The organism is Kribbella sp. NPDC048837, assembly GCF_055586945.1.
In genome coordinates, this window is record NZ_JBVJHF010000001.1 from 393,434 (window position 1) to 408,149 (window position 14,716).

The window sequence follows — 14,716 nt, forward strand, 5'->3', positions numbered from 1 at the left end:
CGGCTTCGCGCCACGGTAGCCGATGTGCCGAGCCTCGGCACGTGATCCCGGCGAGCGTTATGTTGACGACTTGAGCATCAGACTGACTCCCCTGGCGGATCCCGACTACCGGCCGTTCAGCCGCCGGATCGCCTGGCTCGCCGCGGACGCCGACGGCAACCCGGTCGGATCCGCCTTCCTCCGGCTCAACAGCCGGGAGACGCTGTCGCAGCTGGCCGAGCTCCAGCTGAACGTCCACCCGGCCGAGCGCCGCCGTGGTGTCGGCTCCCGGTTGCTCGATGCGGTCGTCGAGGCCGCCCGCGAGCACGAGATCCGGACGCTGCTCGCGGACGCGACGGCCGGCTCCCCCGCTGACCGGTTCCTCCAGCACCACGGCTTCGCCATCGGCCTCACGCTGATCTACGCGCGACGCCAGTTGTCAGACGTCGATCCCGTCGTCCCGGACGTGCCCGGCTACCACCTGACCTCCTGGCGAGGCGTCGTCCCCGATGAGCTGGCGGAGACGTTCACCGACGCGCGGACAGGTATGAACGACGCGCCGTCCGGCGACATCGAGTACGGCGACGACCCGTGGGACGTGGCGCGGACCCGGTACGCCGCCGAGGTGATCGAGCAGCGCGGCGAGCACCTCACCACGGTGGCAGCCGTCGAGGACGCCACCGGCACGATCGTGGGCTTCACCGAACTCGTCGTACCCGGTGACGGCAAGGGCGACGCCCAGCACTACGGCACCGCCGTACTCCAGGACCACCGGGGCCACGGCCTGGCTTTGTGGATGAAGGCCGAGCAGATCCGCCAGGCCCGGCGCGATTTCCCCGACCTGTCAGGTCTGCTCACCGACACCGTCAGCACCAACACCCCGATGCGCCGCGTCAACGCCCGCCTCGGCTACACGCCCGCCGAGACGGTCCACCGCCGCACCCTGGAGCTCTAGCTACTGCCCGAGGATCTTCTGGACCGCTGCGGTGGTGATCGGGTGGTAGCCGGGCCGGGCCTTGGCGAAGACCTCGGCGGCGAAGGCCCGGTCGGTGCCGGCGAGCGCCTGGTAGACGGGCAGGACCAGCTTCATCCGGCCGACGTTGGTGAGGAACTCGGCGAGCTCGGCGTACGCCGCCTCGTAGCTGCTGGCGGCGACGACCTGGTACCAGCGCCGGGCGATCTCGCCGTTCGCCGTACCGGTCAGGCCGAAGGCCCGGTCGAGCTGCTGCAGCAGGAGCGGGCTGAGTACGTCGGGGGCCGCGTCCAGGAACCGCAGCCACTCCTGCGTGGTCCACTCCTCGGCACCGGCCGGAAGCTCACCGGTCGTCAGCCACCGGCTCCGGGCGCTGTCGACCACCTGGAAGCGCTCCGACACCGCTCGGCGGGCGAACGACGGGATCCCGGGCTCGTCCAGCCAGGCGGCCAGCTCGGCGTCCGTCACCACGCTCGGGTGCGGATCGAGCAGGTGCTCCCGGAGGTGCTCGACGAAGTCGTCGGTGGTGATGCTGCGGAACGCGAACCGGTCGAAGTACCCGCGGAGGAACGGGTCGAACACCTCGCGCGAGAACCGCTCCTCCAGCCAGGACAGGAACCACGACCCCTTCAGCGGCCCGGTCGACGTCGTCCCGTGGTACTCGGACCGGTGGTTCAGCCCCGGCAGCTCGACCGCCAGCTCGGCCGGTGTCAGCGGGTCCAGCTTCACGACCGTCGCGTGCTGCTTGATCGCGGTCTCCATCACCGCGAACTCGGTGCCGTAGACCGCCTCGACGATCCGGTTCTCGACGTACGACGTGAAGCCCTCGTTCAGCCAGATGTCGTCCCAGCTGTCCTGCGTGACCAGGTTGCCCGACCAGCTGTGCGCCAGCTCGTGCGCGACGACGCTGACCAGCGACTTGTCCCCGATCACCACGGTCGGCGTCGCGAACGTCATCCGGGGGTTCTCCATCCCGCCGTACGGGAAGGACGGCGGCAGCACGAGCAGGTCGTAGCGGCCCCAGCGGTACGGACCGAAGAGCTCCTCGGTGACCCGCATCATCTGCTCGGTGTCGGCGAACTCGGTCGCCGCCCGCCGCGTCATCTCCGGCTCGGCCCACACCCCGGACCGCTCACCGATCGGCTCGAACACCAGGTCGCCCGCGGCGATGGCCAGCAGGTACGACGGGATCGGCTCGGGCATCACCACGTCGTACGAGCCGGTCCGGCGCGACGTCGTACCGTTGTCGGCGCTCATCAGGACCATCAGCTCCGGCGGAGCGGTGACGTGCGCGGAGTAGCTGAACCGCACGCCCGGAGTGTCCTGCACCGGCACCCAGCTGCGGGCGTGGATCGCCTGCGACTGGCTGAACATGAACGGCATCACGCCGCCCGACGTCATCGAGGGCTCGAGCCACTGCAGACCGGTCGCGGTCGGGGCCGTCCGGTAGCTGACCCGCACCCGCTCGTGCAGAGCCGTGCGGATCGTCAGCGCCGAGCCGAGCTCCTGGTCCGGCACCGCCAGGCTGTACTCCAGCGGCTCCCAGCCGTCGGCCGTCGCGCCTTCGACCGTGATGACGGTCAGGTCGCGGGTGTCGAGGACGAGCCGGTCACCGGAACCCGACCAGGCGAGTGTGTGGGTGGCAGTACCGGCCAGCACCTTCGCGCTGAAGTCCAGCTCGACGTCGAGTTCGAGGTGGGTGGTCCGAACCAGGGCAGGTTCGGCGTAGGAGTGGCGATCGTGCGTCACGGATAACTCCCCGAGTCAGGTGTCCGGGGAACAGTACCCACGCCACAGCCCGAACAGGCGGCCATTCTGAGCCAGCCGCACCATGGTGCCAAAACCCTGGTTTGATCCTGACGCCGATTGCGGAAACCGGGGTGGCTGCTAGCAGACTGTGACCATGATGTCGCAGGGAAGTCCCGAGCTGGTGCTCAAGCGGCGGCCGTTCGGTTCCTGGCTGCTCGGGCCGGCCGACCAGAGCACGCGGCTGCTGCGCTTCCGGCTGCAGGTCCTGATGACGACCTTCTCGATCGGGACCAACCTGATCGGTGCGCTGGTCGTGTTCGTGCTCGCCGTCTTCGTGCTGCCCGGGCCTCCCCTGCTCGATCACCTCAAGCTCTTCGAGGCGATCGCCATCCCGCTGTACTTCGTCCTCGCGGTGGCGATCGGCTGCATCTTGAGCACGCGGCTGACCCGGCGGGTGACCCGGTGGGTGGAGCAGGAGCGCCCGGCCACTCGCGAGGAGCAGATCGCCACCCTCCAGCTTCCACTGCGCCTGACGCTGATCGAGGTGCTGCTCTGGCTCGGGGCCGTGGTCATCTTCACGGTGATGACGCTGGTGCTCCAGCCGGAGAACGCGCTACGCATCGCGGTCACGGTCTTCGACGGCATGATCATCACGTGCGCGGTGTCCTACCTGCTGACCGAGTTCGCGCTCCGGCCGGTCGCGGCGCGCGCGCTGGTCGACTCACCGCCGCCGCGCCGCCTGCTCGCGGCCGGCCTGAAGGCGCGGACGGTGTTCTTCTGGGCGGTCGGTTCCGGGGTGCCGGTCGCCGGGCTGATGCTGGCCGCCATCCTCGCGTTGATCGAGAAGGACGTTTCGTCGACCCGGCTCGCGGTCGTGATCCTTGCCCTGGGCATCGTGGCACTGGGCAACGGCTGGCTGCTCACCATGCTGTCGGCGAAATCCGTGGTCGCACCGGTCCGCTCCGTGCGCACCGCCTTGAGTCTGATCGGTGAGGGGCAGCTCGACGTCAGCATCCCGGTCTTCGACGGCACCGAGCTCGGCTCATTGCAGGCTGGCTTCAACCGGATGGCGGAGGGTCTGCGAGAGCGCGAGCGGATCCGGGACGTGTTCGGGCGGTACGTCGGTCCTGGCGTCGTTCAGGAGGCACTCTCCAGCGATCAGCTCGGTGGTGAGGAGCGGTTCGTCGCCGTACTGTTCGTCGACCTGGTCGGGTCGACCGAGCTGGCCGCGGATCGGCCTCCGGCCGAGGTGGTCCGGCTGCTGAACCGCTTCTTCGAGATCGTGGTCGACGAGGTGGACCGGCAGGACGGGTTCGTGAACAAGTTCGCCGGCGACGCGGCGCTGGCGATCTTCGGCGCGCCGGCTGAGCTGCCGGACGCGGCGGGGAGCGCCCTCTGCGCGGGCCGCGAGCTGGCCCGGCGGCTGACCGAGGAGTTGCCGGAGGCAACGGCCGGCATCGGCGTGACGGCCGGGATCGTGGTCGCCGGCACGGTCGGCGACGTACGGCGGCACGAGTACACGGTGATCGGCGACCCGGTGAACGAAGCCGCCCGACTCAGCGAGCTGGCCAAGTCCGTCCCCGGCCGGCTGATCGCCTCGATGACCGCGGTGAACGAATCAGCGCCGGCCGAGGCCGGGAACTGGCAACCCAGCGACCAGGTCACCGTCCGCGGCCGCTCCGCGCCGACCCACCTCGCTATCCCTCAGTGATCAACTGGTGCAGGAGTGCCGCTCCGTGCAGCATCGCCTTGGTCTGGCGGTCGTGGGCGGCGCGCCGTTCCGCGATCGCGTTCCGCAGAGCCTCGGTGCTTCCGGTACGGCGAAGTCCGTCGAGCACCGGCTTGATCTGCTCGAAGTAGTACCGCCCTTGCCGCAGCATGTGAATGACCCGCGCATCCCGCACCTGCTCCGGACCGTACCGCCGGTACTTCGTCCCCGGCTCCCGTGTGGGCGCCAGCAACCCCGCGGCCTCCCAGACCCGCAGCGCCGACGTCCTGACACCCAACCGGTGCGCCAACTCCCCCACCAGCAACGACGGGCCGCTCACCGGCGACTCGTCCACGTACTCCGCGGCCATCGCACCGAGCGCCTCACTCGCCGCATCGGTCGCCAGTCGCTGCTCGTGCAGCGCCGCATGCGCCGCATCCACCAGCCGATAGGCCAGTGCCTCATCCCCGTCGTGCACGGCCCGCATGATCTCCGTGGCGGTGTCCGCACCGAACCCCGGAGCCAACGCCCGATAGGTCAGCAGCGCCGACAGATGTTCAGGACCGTACTGCCGATACCCGGTGTCGGACCGCGGCGCCGCCGGCAGGATCCCGGCCGCCTCGTAGTTCCGCACCAACTGGGTCGAGACCCCGGCTCGCCGCGCCAGGTCGACCGGCCGTAGTCCCATGACGCTAGCGTCCGCCGGACACGTCGACAGTTGTGCCGGTCATGTACGACGAGCGGCTGGAGGCGAGGAAGGCGATCACCTCGGCGACCTCGTCGGCCTTGCCGGGTCGGGCCAGCGGCGGCGTCGTACCGATGCGGTCGAGCCGGCCCGGCTCGTGGATGTCGGTCTCGATCAGGCCGGGGCGGACACCGAGCACCCGGACGCCCTCCTTGGCGACCTCGTTGGCCAGGCCAACGGTGAGCGCGTCGACGGCCGCCTTGCTGGCCGCGTAGTCGACGTACTCGCCGGCTGAACCCAGGACCGCCGCGCGCGACGACACGTTGACGATCACTCCGCCGGAACCGCCGTACGCCGTGGACATCCGTCGTACCGCGGCACCGGCGACCAGGAAGGCGCTGATCGAGTTGATCCGGAACACGCGGTCCAGCCGCTCGGCGTCGTACTCCGCGACCCGGCCCGACGGCGACACGATGCCGGCATTGTTGATCACGGCACCGATCGGCCCGAGCTCGGCGGTGACCGTGTCGAAGAGCCGCTCGATCTGGTCGGCCTCGACCACATCGGCCTGGACGGCGAGCGCCCGCCGGCCGAGCCCCTCACACGCCTTCACCACCCGCGCCGCCTCGTCCGCCCGGGTGCGGTAGTTGACCGCGACGTCCCATCCGTCCGCCGCGAGCGCCACCGCGGACGCGGCACCTATTCCCCGGCTCCCGCCGGTGACCAGCACGACCCCACTCTCAGTCATGCCCCTACCCTGTCATGCCTCAGGAAGCGGGACGCACCGTGAACTGCAGCTGGGTCTCCGTGTCGCTGAATCCGACCGCGCGGTAGATCCGGATCGCGAGGTAGTCCGGGTCCGCGACCATCACCAGCGTCCGCGCCCCACCCTCGGTCAGCCCGTACGTCGACGCGCGGTGGACCAGCGTGCTCGCGAGCCCGCGGCCGCGGTCCTCCGGCGAGGTCTGCACGTTCTGGAACCGGGCCAAGCCCTTGCCGTCGAACATCAGCCCGAGCGAGCTCTGCAACCGGTCACCGTCGAACGCTCCGAACCACTTCCCGTGCCCGGCCTCCACCAGCGCGCGCTTCGCCGCCAGCTTCCGCCGGGTGAACAGGATGTACGCGTCGTCCACCTCCATGTCGGCGGTTGCCAGGCTCTGCTGAATTAGCTGCTCCCAGTCGTCGTCACCGTCCAGGAAGCGGTACGTCGCCTCCTCGTTGGGCCGGCTCGGTGCGACGACCTCGCTCGCGGTCATCACCACGCTCCGCTCGATCTCGAGCCCGGCCGCGATCACATCGTCCTCGGCGCCGATCTCCGCGTCCACGCTGTCGATGCCCAGGGCAACGTGCTGCGCGGCCGGGAACTCCCGGCGGAAGGTCTCCAGGCGGGTCTTCGCGTCACCGGGCGCGAACGGCGTGCGGTAGAGCAGGAAGTTCCCCCACCAGAAGCCCGGGTTGTCCGGCGTGCGCACCACGACGTACTCGCCGGCATCATGGAAGACGCTCCCGCTCAACTCCAGCAGCAACAGGTCGGTCCGGTATCCGAGGCTCTTGATCTCCACGCTGCCATCCTCACCGAGCCGTCAACCGCATTCCGGTCGGCAGCGCGGTCCGGTCGGCATCGCGTTCGGTCGACATGGCGTTCCGGTTGACATGCAGCCAATTGGCTGCCTAATGTGGTTAGGCAGCCAGATGGCTGCATGAACGGATCGGAGCGGGATGGACGACGAGGTGTTCCGCGCGCTGGCCGACCCGAGCCGCCGGCAACTGCTCGACATGCTGAACGCGCGCAACGGGCAGACCCTGCGCGAGCTCTGCGCCGGCCTCGACATGGCCCGGCAGTCGGTGAGCAAGCACCTCACCGTGCTCGAGGCCGCGAACCTCGTCAGCACCGTGTGGCGCGGCCGGGAGAAGCTGCACTACCTCAACGCCGAGCCGATCAACGCCATCGCGGACCGCTGGATCAACCGGTACGACCGGCGCCGGGTCCAGCTGTTCGCCGATCTCAAAACGGCTTTGGAGGCCGAACCCATGAGCGACAACGACTTCGTCTACACCACCTACATCAAGACCACGCCGGAGCGGCTCTGGCAGGTCCTGACCGACCCGAAGTTCACCGATCAGTACTGGCACGTGCACCACGAGACCGACTGGAAGCCAGGCTCCGAGATGGTCTGGCACCTGGGTGACGTCGCGATGGCCGGCCCGGGTCAGGTGGTGCTCGAGCACAAGCCGTACAGCCGGCTCTCGTTCACCTGGCACCACATCACGCCGGAGTTCGCGAAGGCGGTCGACATGGACGACGACCTCTACGAGAAGGCCCGTCACGAGCCGCTGTCCACGGCGATCTTCGAGCTCGAGCCGGTCGACGACCAGGTCAAACTGACCGTCATCCACACCGGCTTCGAGCCCGGCAGCGCCATCCGCGAGATGGTCGGCGACGGCTGGATCCGGCTGATCTCCGACCTGAAGTCCTTCGCCGAGTCCGACCTCGCGGCGAAGTAACTACGAGCGCTTGTGGATGAGCACTACGGGCGCTTGTGAATGAGCAGTGGCAGGACGGCCGCGGCACCGGCCTCCCGGAGCTTGGCCGCGGCCACGGTGACCGGCCACTGCGACGAGCTCGCGTCGACAAGAAGGAGGACCGTCCGGGCAGTGACGGCCTGGGCGGCGGTGCCGTCGACCGACAGTCCGTCACGCCAGACCCTCGCTTCCTCAGCTGAGGACAGGTCATCGGTGAACCCGCTCCGGTCGACCGTCAGCTCCGCCCGGTCCAGGCGTCCGACCGTGGCAACGTGGTCCGCAACCGCGGACGTCAGCTCACGATGACCCGCGGCCGGTAGTGGTACGACGACCTCGGGACGGCCGGACCATGACCCGCGCCAGCGGGACAGCGCGGACACCGCGCCGGCCTTCAGTGCTTCGAGGGCATCCCCTGTCGGCGATCCGTTGAAAGCATCCTGCAGGACTTCGCGCCACTCGGGCGCGTCGGCGTACACGATGATCCGGCCGGGCTCGGCCGCGAGCTCGGCCGGGATCTTGCCCCGCGCTCCGAACGCGCCGCCCGGCCACATCTTGCGCGGCTCCAGCACATGCACCTCGCCGCGCAGCAGCCGCGTGATCGTCGCCACCGTGTCCGCATCGGGTCTGGCCGCCAACGGATCCGGCAACTCCCCCAGGCAGACCGAGCACCGGCCGCACGGCTCGGCCGACGGATCGTCCAGCGACTCCTGCAGAAGTTGCATGAGGCAACGGTCTCCGTGGGTGTACGCGCGCATGATGTCGGCCTCGCGGCGGCGGACCGCGACGATCCCGTCGTAGTGCGCCGCGTCGAAGGTCCACTCCGCCCCGGTCCGGACCCAACCCCGCTCGACCCGGTCGACGACTCCGTCCACCGCCAACTGCTTCAGCATGAGCTCGACGCGCGTACGACGCAGTCCGGTCTCGGCCTCCAGCGCCGGAACGGTGGCCGGTTGATCGGGCCCGTAGCCCTCCAGGCCGCGCAGCAAGCGCTGCACGTTCTCCGGCACCGGGATCGTCGCGGTGGCGAAGTAGTCCCACACCCCGGCGTCCGCGTCCGACGGCAGCAACGCCACCACGGCATGGTCGATGCCTCGACCCGCACGTCCGACCTGCTGGTAGTACGACACCGGCGACGGCGGCGAGCCCACATGCACCACGAACCCGAGGTCCGGCTTGTCATACCCCATACCCAACGCCGACGTGGCGATGAGCGCCTTCAACCGGTTGTCCCGCAGCGCGTCCTCGAGGTTCTCCCGCTCCCCCGCGTCCAAGCCACCCGTGTACGCCGCGACCGGTACGTCGCGACCGTGCACCTCCTGAATCACCGCCGCCAGCCGCTGCGCGTCGGCCACCGTCAGCGTGTACACGATGCCCGAGCCCGGCAGCTTCGGCAGGTGATCGACCACCCACGCGAACCGATCCAGCGGCGACAACGCATCGACCACCGCCAACTGCAGACTCGATCGCGCCAACGGCCCGCGCAGCACCAGCGTCGACTCCCCGAGCTGATGCGCGACGTCCTCGGTCACGCGCGAGTTCGCCGTCGCGGTCGTCGCGAGGACCGGTGTCTTCGGGTTGAGCTGCTGCAGGACGTCGGACACCCGCCGGTAGTCCGGCCGGAAGTCATGTCCCCAGTCCGACACCGCATGCGCCTCGTCGATCACCAGCAGCCCGACCTGACCGGCCAGTCCGTCGAGCACCCGGCGCCCGAAGCCGGGGTTCGCGAGCCGCTCCGGCGAGACGAGCAGTACGTCGATCGCGCCGGAGCGCAGGTCGTGTTCGATACTCGACCACTCGTCGATGTTGTTCGAGTTCAAGGTGGCGGCGCGCAGGCCGGCGCGGCTCGCGGCCGCGACCTGATCGCGCATCAACGACAGCAACGGCGACACGACGAGCGTCGGGCCGGCTCCCTCGGCCCGTCTGATCGCGGTCGCCGCCCAGTACACGGCTGACTTGCCCCAGCCGGTCGCCTGCACCACGAGCACTCGCGCGGCCGGCTCGCAGAGGGCAGCGACCGCGGTCTCCTGATCCGCCCGCAGCCGCGCACTCTCCCCCGCGATCGCCTGGATCACGCCGCCCGCGATCTTGGCGCGCTCGTCGGTCAGAGTGTGCGTCCCGCTGGTGTCAGCCATGCCGAAACCCTAGACGCCTTCACCTACAGTTCGCCGAGCCCGACGGCCGCTCTGTGGATAACCGCCCGGATCAGGCGCACTGGACCACTGCCTGGATCAGGCGCATTTCCCGGGGTGACACGGTTCGCCCTCGGCGGTCACCAGTCGCTGCGGACCCGGGCCCTTCGCCGCCAGAGCGTCGTACGGATTGGCCAGGGCACAGCGGTCGAGGGACAGGCAGCCGCAGCCGACGCAGTCCTTGAAGTCGTCGCGCAACTGCTCGAGGTGCAGGATCCGCCGGTCGAGCTCGGCCTGCCAGCACTCGGAGATGCGTTCCCAGTCCGCGCGCGTGGGCGTCCGGCTCTCGGGGAGCAACGCCAGGATCGCGGCCACCTCGGCGAGCGGGATCCCGACCCGTTGCGCGATCCGGATCAGTGCGACCCGGCGGAGCGTGTCCCGCTTGTACCGGCGCTGGTTCCCCGACGTACGGCGGCTCAGGATCAGGTTCTGCCGCTCGTAGAAGTGCAGAGCCGAGATCGCCACGCCACTGCGCTGCGACAGCTGTCCGACTGTCAACTCACCCGGCTCGATGTCCATCGCTCATCCCTCCAACCTCAACCTAGATCGAGGCTAGCCGACGAGCTAGGCCGTCACGAGTCGGCGCCCGATGCTCGCGGACATGAGCGCGGCCGCGGCGCACAGTCCGCCGGCCAGGTACCAGGCCAGGTTGTAGCTGCCCTGCGCGTCCCGGATCCAGCCGGCACCGGTCGCGGCCAGAGCCGCACCGATCTGGTGCGAGGCGAACACCCAGCCGAACACGATCGGCCCGTCGACTCCGAACCACTCGCGGCACAGCGCCACGGTCGGCGGCACGGTCGCGACCCAGTCCAGCCCGTAGAAGATGATGAACACCCAGACGCTCGGCTGAGCCGTCGGACCGAGTAGCGAAGGCAGCACCAGCAGCGAGAGACCACGCAGCGAGTAGTACGCGATCAGCAGGTACCGCGGGTCCCACCGGTCGGTCAGCCACCCGGAGACGATCGTCCCGCCGACATCGAACACACCGACGAGCGCCAGCAGCGACGCCGCGGTCGTCGCGGGCATGCCATGGTCGTGCGCGGCAGTGACGAAGTGCGTGCCGATCAGCCCGTTCGTCGACGCGCCACAGATCGCGAACCCACCCGCCAGCAGCCAGAACGCCGGCCGCCGCATAGCGGTCCGCAACGCGTTGAGCGCCCGCAGCGCACTGCTGCCGGTCGACTCGACCCGCTGACCGGCCGTGCTGCCCTCAGGGGCGCCGTACGCCCGCAGTCCGACATCGCTCGGGTAGTCCCGCAGGAAGAACAGCACCAGCGGTACGACGGCCAACGCCGAGCCGGCCGCGACGAGCGCCGGGACACGCCAGCCGTACTGGCCGGCCAGACTCGCAATGAGCGGCAGGAAGATGAGCTGACCGGTCGCACCGGCCGCCGTCAGGACTCCGGTGACCAGACCGCGGCGGTGCACGAACCAGCGACCGGTGATCGTCGCGACGAAGGTCATGGACATCGAGCCGGTCCCGATGCCGACCAGCAGACCCCAGCAGAGCAGCAGCTGCCACGACGCGGTCATGAAGACGGTCAGTCCGCTGCCGAGCGCGATCAGGACCAGCGCTCCAGTGACCACCCGGCGCAGACCGAGCCGGTCCATCAGCGCGGCGGCGAACGGTGAGATCAGGCCGTAGAGAAGCAGGTTGATCGACACCGCCGACGAGATCGTGGCATGCGACCACCCGAACTCGTCGTGCAGCGGATCCAGCAGCACACCCGGCACCGACCGGAAGCCGGCCGCCCCGATCAGCGTCACGAACCCCACCGCGGCGACTGCCCAGGCCAGATGCACCCGGGCAGCCTTCTTCGTCTCCAGAATCTGCGTCACGCGGACAGGGTGCCAGTTCGATCATGGTCGAACCAGTGGCCGGAATGCCATCATGTGTCAAGATATGGCCATGCCTGCGAAGCGTCACCTGAGCTCGGTCGGTCCCCACGTCGTCGCCGTCCTGGCGCTCGAGCCCGTCGTCGGGTTCGACCTGACCATCCCGCCGACCGTGCTCGGCGCGGCCACGAAGGCCGACGGCACCCAGCTGTACGACGTCCGGATCTGCGGGCTCGAGACCGGGCAGCCGGTCCGGGCCGGCGCCGGGTTCAACCTCATCCCCGACTACGGTCCCGAAGTCCTCGCCGAGGCGGACACCGTCATCATCCCGGGCACCTACATCGCCAAACCGCGCTACGAAGGCACGCTGCCGGACGAGCTGGCCGACGCGCTCGCGACCATCCGGCCGGGCACCCGGATCGCCTCGATCTGTACGGGCGCGTTCGTCCTCGGCGCGGCCGGGTTGCTCGACGATCGGCCGGCGACCACCCACTGGGAGCGGGCCGAGCTGTTCCGCAGCGTGTACCCGCAGGTGAACCTCGACGAGGACCGGCTGTTCATCGACGACGGCGACATCCTCACGTCCGCCGGGCTGGCGGCCGGCGTGGACCTCTGCCTGCACCTGATCCGCCGCGACTTCGGCAGCGAGGTCGCGAACCGGGCCGCGCGGCACTGCGTCGTACCGCCCTGGCGAGACGGCGGGCAGTCACAGTTCATCGAGCGCGTCGTACCTGAGGAAGGCAGCGAGGGCACCGCGCCGACGCGAGCGTGGGCGCTGGAGCGGCTCGCCGACGAGCTCAGCCTGCCGACGCTGGCCGCGCAGGCGCAGATGAGTGTGCGCACGTTCAGCCGGCGCTTCAAGGCCGAGACCGGGCAGTCGCCAGGCACGTGGCTGTTGCAGCAACGCGTGCGGCACGCGTGCCACCTGCTGGAGACGACCGACCTGTCCGTGGATCGCGTCGCCGAGTCCGCGGGCCTCGGCACCGCTTCCTCCCTGCGTCATCACCTCCGCTCCGAGCTCGGGGTCTCTCCCCTCGCCTACCGCAAGACCTTCCGCGCGGGCTGATCGCTCAGAGCACGACCAGCTCGTGCGGCCGGTTGTTCATCGACTCGACGCCGTCTGCGGTGACGACCACGATGTCCTCGATCCGCGCACCCCACCGCCCCAGCTGGTAGATGCCCGGCTCGACGCTGAACGCCATCCCCGGCTCTAGCGGCAACGCGTTCCCACTCACAACATATGGCTCTTCGTGCACGTCGAGCCCGATCCCGTGTCCGGTCCTGTGGATGAACAGGTCGCCGAACCCGGCTGCCGTGATCACGTCCCGCGCGGCCGCGTCGATCGACTCCGCCGGCACGCCCGGCCGGACCGCGTCCACGGCCGCTTGCTGCGCCTCCTGCAGTACGGCGTACGTCGCGGCGACATCGGCGTCCCGTGGTGCGCCGACGGCGTACGTCCGGGTCGAGTCGGAGTTGTAGCCCTCGGCAACGGGTCCGCCGATGTCGACGACCACCACGTCACCCGCCTCGATCACCCGGTCGGACAGCGCGTGGTGCGGGCTCGCGCCGTTCGGCCCGCTGCCGACGATGACGAAGTCGGCGAGCACGTGGCCCTCCTCGACGATCGCGGCCGCGATGTCGGCGCCGACCTCCGCCTCGGTCCGGCCGGGACGCAGCCACTCGCCGACGCGCGCGTGGACGCGGTCGATCGCCGCACCGGCCTTCCGCAGCGCCTCGATCTCCGCCGCGTCCTTCCGCATCCGCAGCTCACGGACGATCGGCCCGGCCAGCACCTGCTCGGCCTTCGGCAACGCGTCCCGCAGCGCGAGCACGTGCAGTGCCGGGGTGAAGTCGCTGACCGCGACCCGCTCGGCGGCACGCAGGCGATCCGCGGCGACGCCGTACGGATCGTCGCCGTCGACCCAGGTGACCACCTCGACGCCCAGCTCCTCCAGCGGCGAGCCGGCGAATCCGGGCGCTTCGAGCTTCGGTACGACGAGGGCCACCGGACCGTCGGCCGGGATGACCAGCGCGGTGAGCCGCTCGAACGAGCCACCGGCCTGTCCGATCAGATAGCGCAGGTCGGAACCCGGCGCGATCAGCAGACCGGTGCCGGCGGCGGCCTCACGGGCGCGATCCAACCGGGCACGCAGGACATTGGCTTCGGGAGCGGGACCTTGCGGTGTGCGACTCGACATGAGGCGACTCTAAAACTGTCGGCGAGGGTTGCTACAACTGGTCCGGCTTGGACGAGGATTGGCGAGAGGTGATCACGATGACACTGCACTTCGTGTCCTACGGCGACGGCGTTCCGGTGCTCGCGCTGCACGGCTGGACACCCGACCACCGCTTGATGACCGGTTGCCTGGAGCCGATCTTCGCCGAGCTGCCCGGATACCGGCGGCTGTACCCGGACCTGCCGGGCATGGGCAAGAGCCCGGCCGGCGACATCGACAGCTCCGACGGCATCCAGGCCGCCGTCCGGGCGTTCATCGACGAGCAGATCGGCGCCGAGCCGTTCATCCTGCTCGGCGAGTCGTACGGCGGCTACCTCGCGCGCGGGCTGGTCGCCGAGCGACCGGAGCAGATTCTCGGCCTCGGTCTGATCTGCCCCGTCGGCACGCTCAAGCACGCGGACCGGACCCTGCCCGAGCATGTCGTCCTGCGCACCGAGCCGGGCGTCCTCGAGTCACTGACCGAGGGCGAGGACTTCACCGACCTCGCGGTGGTGCAGACGGCGGCCGCACTGGCGGCGTACCGCTCTGATGTGGCACCGGGCCTTGCCGTCGCTGACACCGCGGCGCTCGACCGGATCCAGCAGAACTGGGTGTTGTCGATCGGCCCGGAGAGCGGACCGGTCTACCCGGGACCGACGCTGATCGTGTGTGGCCGCCAAGACTCGGTGACCGGGTACGCGGATCAGTACGCGCTGCTCCCGCACTACCCGCGCGCCACGTTCGCCGTGCTCGACGTCGCCGGGCACAACCTGCAGCTCGAGCAACCACAGTTGTTCGGTGCCTTGATCCGGGAATGGCTGCAACGCCTGCCATCGGCGGCTACCAGCGGGTAATGTC

General features: G+C 69.8%; 13 protein-coding genes. 5 read left to right on the forward strand and 8 right to left on the reverse strand.

Translation table 11 applies throughout. The features are described from left to right. Window positions 1-70 precede the first annotated feature (70 nt). On the forward strand, window positions 71-934 hold the full coding sequence (locus tag ACZ6O0_RS01945; protein ID WP_465762925.1) for a GNAT family N-acetyltransferase: 864 nt from the start codon (window positions 71-73) through the stop codon (window positions 932-934). Here ACZ6O0_RS01945 and ACZ6O0_RS01950 read toward each other — a convergent pair whose 3' ends face one another. Then, window positions 935-2,701, reverse strand: a complete 1,767-nt coding sequence (locus ACZ6O0_RS01950) for a M1 family metallopeptidase (RefSeq protein ID WP_465762926.1) — start codon at window positions 2,699-2,701, stop codon at window positions 935-937. It abuts the gene before it with no gap. 154 nt (window positions 2,702-2,855) lie between these two features. Here ACZ6O0_RS01950 and ACZ6O0_RS01955 point away from each other — a divergent pair, with 154 nt between their 5' ends. Beyond that, window positions 2,856-4,412, forward strand: coding sequence for an adenylate/guanylate cyclase domain-containing protein (locus ACZ6O0_RS01955; RefSeq protein WP_465762927.1), 1,557 nt, complete (start codon window positions 2,856-2,858; stop codon window positions 4,410-4,412). Here the strand turns inward: ACZ6O0_RS01955 and ACZ6O0_RS01960 are convergent. The 3 genes from ACZ6O0_RS01960 to ACZ6O0_RS01970 are packed head-to-tail and all read right to left on the reverse strand — an operon-like array spanning window position 4,399 to window position 6,656. Continuing rightward, complete coding sequence (locus ACZ6O0_RS01960; protein ID WP_465762928.1) at window positions 4,399-5,097, reverse strand: MerR family transcriptional regulator; 699 nt, start codon at window positions 5,095-5,097, stop codon at window positions 4,399-4,401. The genes ACZ6O0_RS01955 and ACZ6O0_RS01960 overlap by 14 nt on opposite strands. Window positions 5,098-5,101: 4 nt before the next feature. Then, the gene (locus ACZ6O0_RS01965; RefSeq protein WP_465762929.1) at window positions 5,102-5,842 is read right to left on the reverse strand and encodes an SDR family oxidoreductase; all 741 of its coding nucleotides are present in this window, start codon (window positions 5,840-5,842) and stop codon (window positions 5,102-5,104) included. A gap of 19 nt (window positions 5,843-5,861) precedes the next feature. Then, window positions 5,862-6,656 (reverse strand): GNAT family N-acetyltransferase, encoded by a 795-nt coding sequence (locus ACZ6O0_RS01970; RefSeq protein WP_465762930.1) that lies wholly within the window; start codon window positions 6,654-6,656, stop codon window positions 5,862-5,864. A gap of 157 nt (window positions 6,657-6,813) precedes the next feature. Between ACZ6O0_RS01970 and ACZ6O0_RS01975 the strand changes: the two genes are divergently transcribed. After that, the gene (locus ACZ6O0_RS01975; RefSeq protein ID WP_465762931.1) at window positions 6,814-7,599 is read left to right on the forward strand and encodes an ArsR/SmtB family transcription factor; all 786 of its coding nucleotides are present in this window, start codon (window positions 6,814-6,816) and stop codon (window positions 7,597-7,599) included. 23 nt (window positions 7,600-7,622) lie between these two features. Here ACZ6O0_RS01975 and ACZ6O0_RS01980 read toward each other — a convergent pair whose 3' ends face one another. The 3 genes from ACZ6O0_RS01980 to ACZ6O0_RS01990 form a co-directional block, all read right to left on the reverse strand. Next, a complete protein-coding gene (locus tag ACZ6O0_RS01980; RefSeq protein ID WP_465762932.1) occupies window positions 7,623-9,749 on the reverse strand; it encodes a RecQ family ATP-dependent DNA helicase in 2,127 nt (708 codons plus the stop codon). A gap of 96 nt (window positions 9,750-9,845) precedes the next feature. After that, window positions 9,846-10,325, reverse strand: coding sequence for a redox-sensitive transcriptional activator SoxR (soxR, locus tag ACZ6O0_RS01985; RefSeq protein ID WP_465762933.1), 480 nt, complete (start codon window positions 10,323-10,325; stop codon window positions 9,846-9,848). 45 nt (window positions 10,326-10,370) lie between these two features. Beyond that, window positions 10,371-11,645 carry an MFS transporter gene (locus ACZ6O0_RS01990; RefSeq protein WP_465762934.1) on the reverse strand — a complete coding sequence of 425 codons (1,275 nt, stop codon included), beginning with the start codon at window positions 11,643-11,645 and terminating at the stop codon, window positions 10,371-10,373. 70 nt (window positions 11,646-11,715) lie between these two features. Between ACZ6O0_RS01990 and ACZ6O0_RS01995 the strand changes: the two genes are divergently transcribed. Further along, a complete protein-coding gene (locus tag ACZ6O0_RS01995) occupies window positions 11,716-12,708 on the forward strand; it encodes a GlxA family transcriptional regulator (RefSeq protein WP_465762935.1) in 993 nt (330 codons plus the stop codon). Between the two features lie 4 nt (window positions 12,709-12,712). Here ACZ6O0_RS01995 and ACZ6O0_RS02000 read toward each other — a convergent pair whose 3' ends face one another. After that, entirely contained in the window at window positions 12,713-13,840 is a 1,128-nt protein-coding gene (locus ACZ6O0_RS02000) for a M24 family metallopeptidase (protein ID WP_465762936.1), read from the reverse strand. A 77-nt stretch (window positions 13,841-13,917) separates the two neighbouring features. Here ACZ6O0_RS02000 and ACZ6O0_RS02005 point away from each other — a divergent pair, with 77 nt between their 5' ends. Next, complete coding sequence (locus ACZ6O0_RS02005; RefSeq protein ID WP_465762937.1) at window positions 13,918-14,712, forward strand: alpha/beta fold hydrolase; 795 nt, start codon at window positions 13,918-13,920, stop codon at window positions 14,710-14,712. Window positions 14,713-14,716: the final 4 nt, after the last annotated feature.

Excerpts from the sequence above, each read along its gene's own strand:
- ACZ6O0_RS01955 (WP_465762927.1), top strand. The coding sequence starts at position 2,856 with ATGATGTCGCAGGGAAGTCCCGAGCTGGTGCTCAAGCGGCGGCCGTTC.
- ACZ6O0_RS01960 (WP_465762928.1), bottom strand. The coding sequence starts at position 5,097 with ATGGGACTACGGCCGGTCGACCTGGCGCGGCGAGCCGGGGTCTCGACC.
- ACZ6O0_RS01965 (WP_465762929.1), bottom strand. The coding sequence starts at position 5,842 with ATGACTGAGAGTGGGGTCGTGCTGGTCACCGGCGGGAGCCGGGGAATA.
- ACZ6O0_RS01975 (WP_465762931.1), top strand. The coding sequence starts at position 6,814 with ATGGACGACGAGGTGTTCCGCGCGCTGGCCGACCCGAGCCGCCGGCAA.
- ACZ6O0_RS01980 (WP_465762932.1), bottom strand. The coding sequence starts at position 9,749 with ATGGCTGACACCAGCGGGACGCACACTCTGACCGACGAGCGCGCCAAG.
- soxR (WP_465762933.1), bottom strand. The coding sequence starts at position 10,325 with ATGGACATCGAGCCGGGTGAGTTGACAGTCGGACAGCTGTCGCAGCGC.
- ACZ6O0_RS01995 (WP_465762935.1), top strand. The coding sequence starts at position 11,716 with ATGCCTGCGAAGCGTCACCTGAGCTCGGTCGGTCCCCACGTCGTCGCC.
- ACZ6O0_RS02000 (WP_465762936.1), bottom strand. The coding sequence starts at position 13,840 with ATGTCGAGTCGCACACCGCAAGGTCCCGCTCCCGAAGCCAATGTCCTG.
- ACZ6O0_RS02005 (WP_465762937.1), top strand. The coding sequence starts at position 13,918 with ATGACACTGCACTTCGTGTCCTACGGCGACGGCGTTCCGGTGCTCGCG.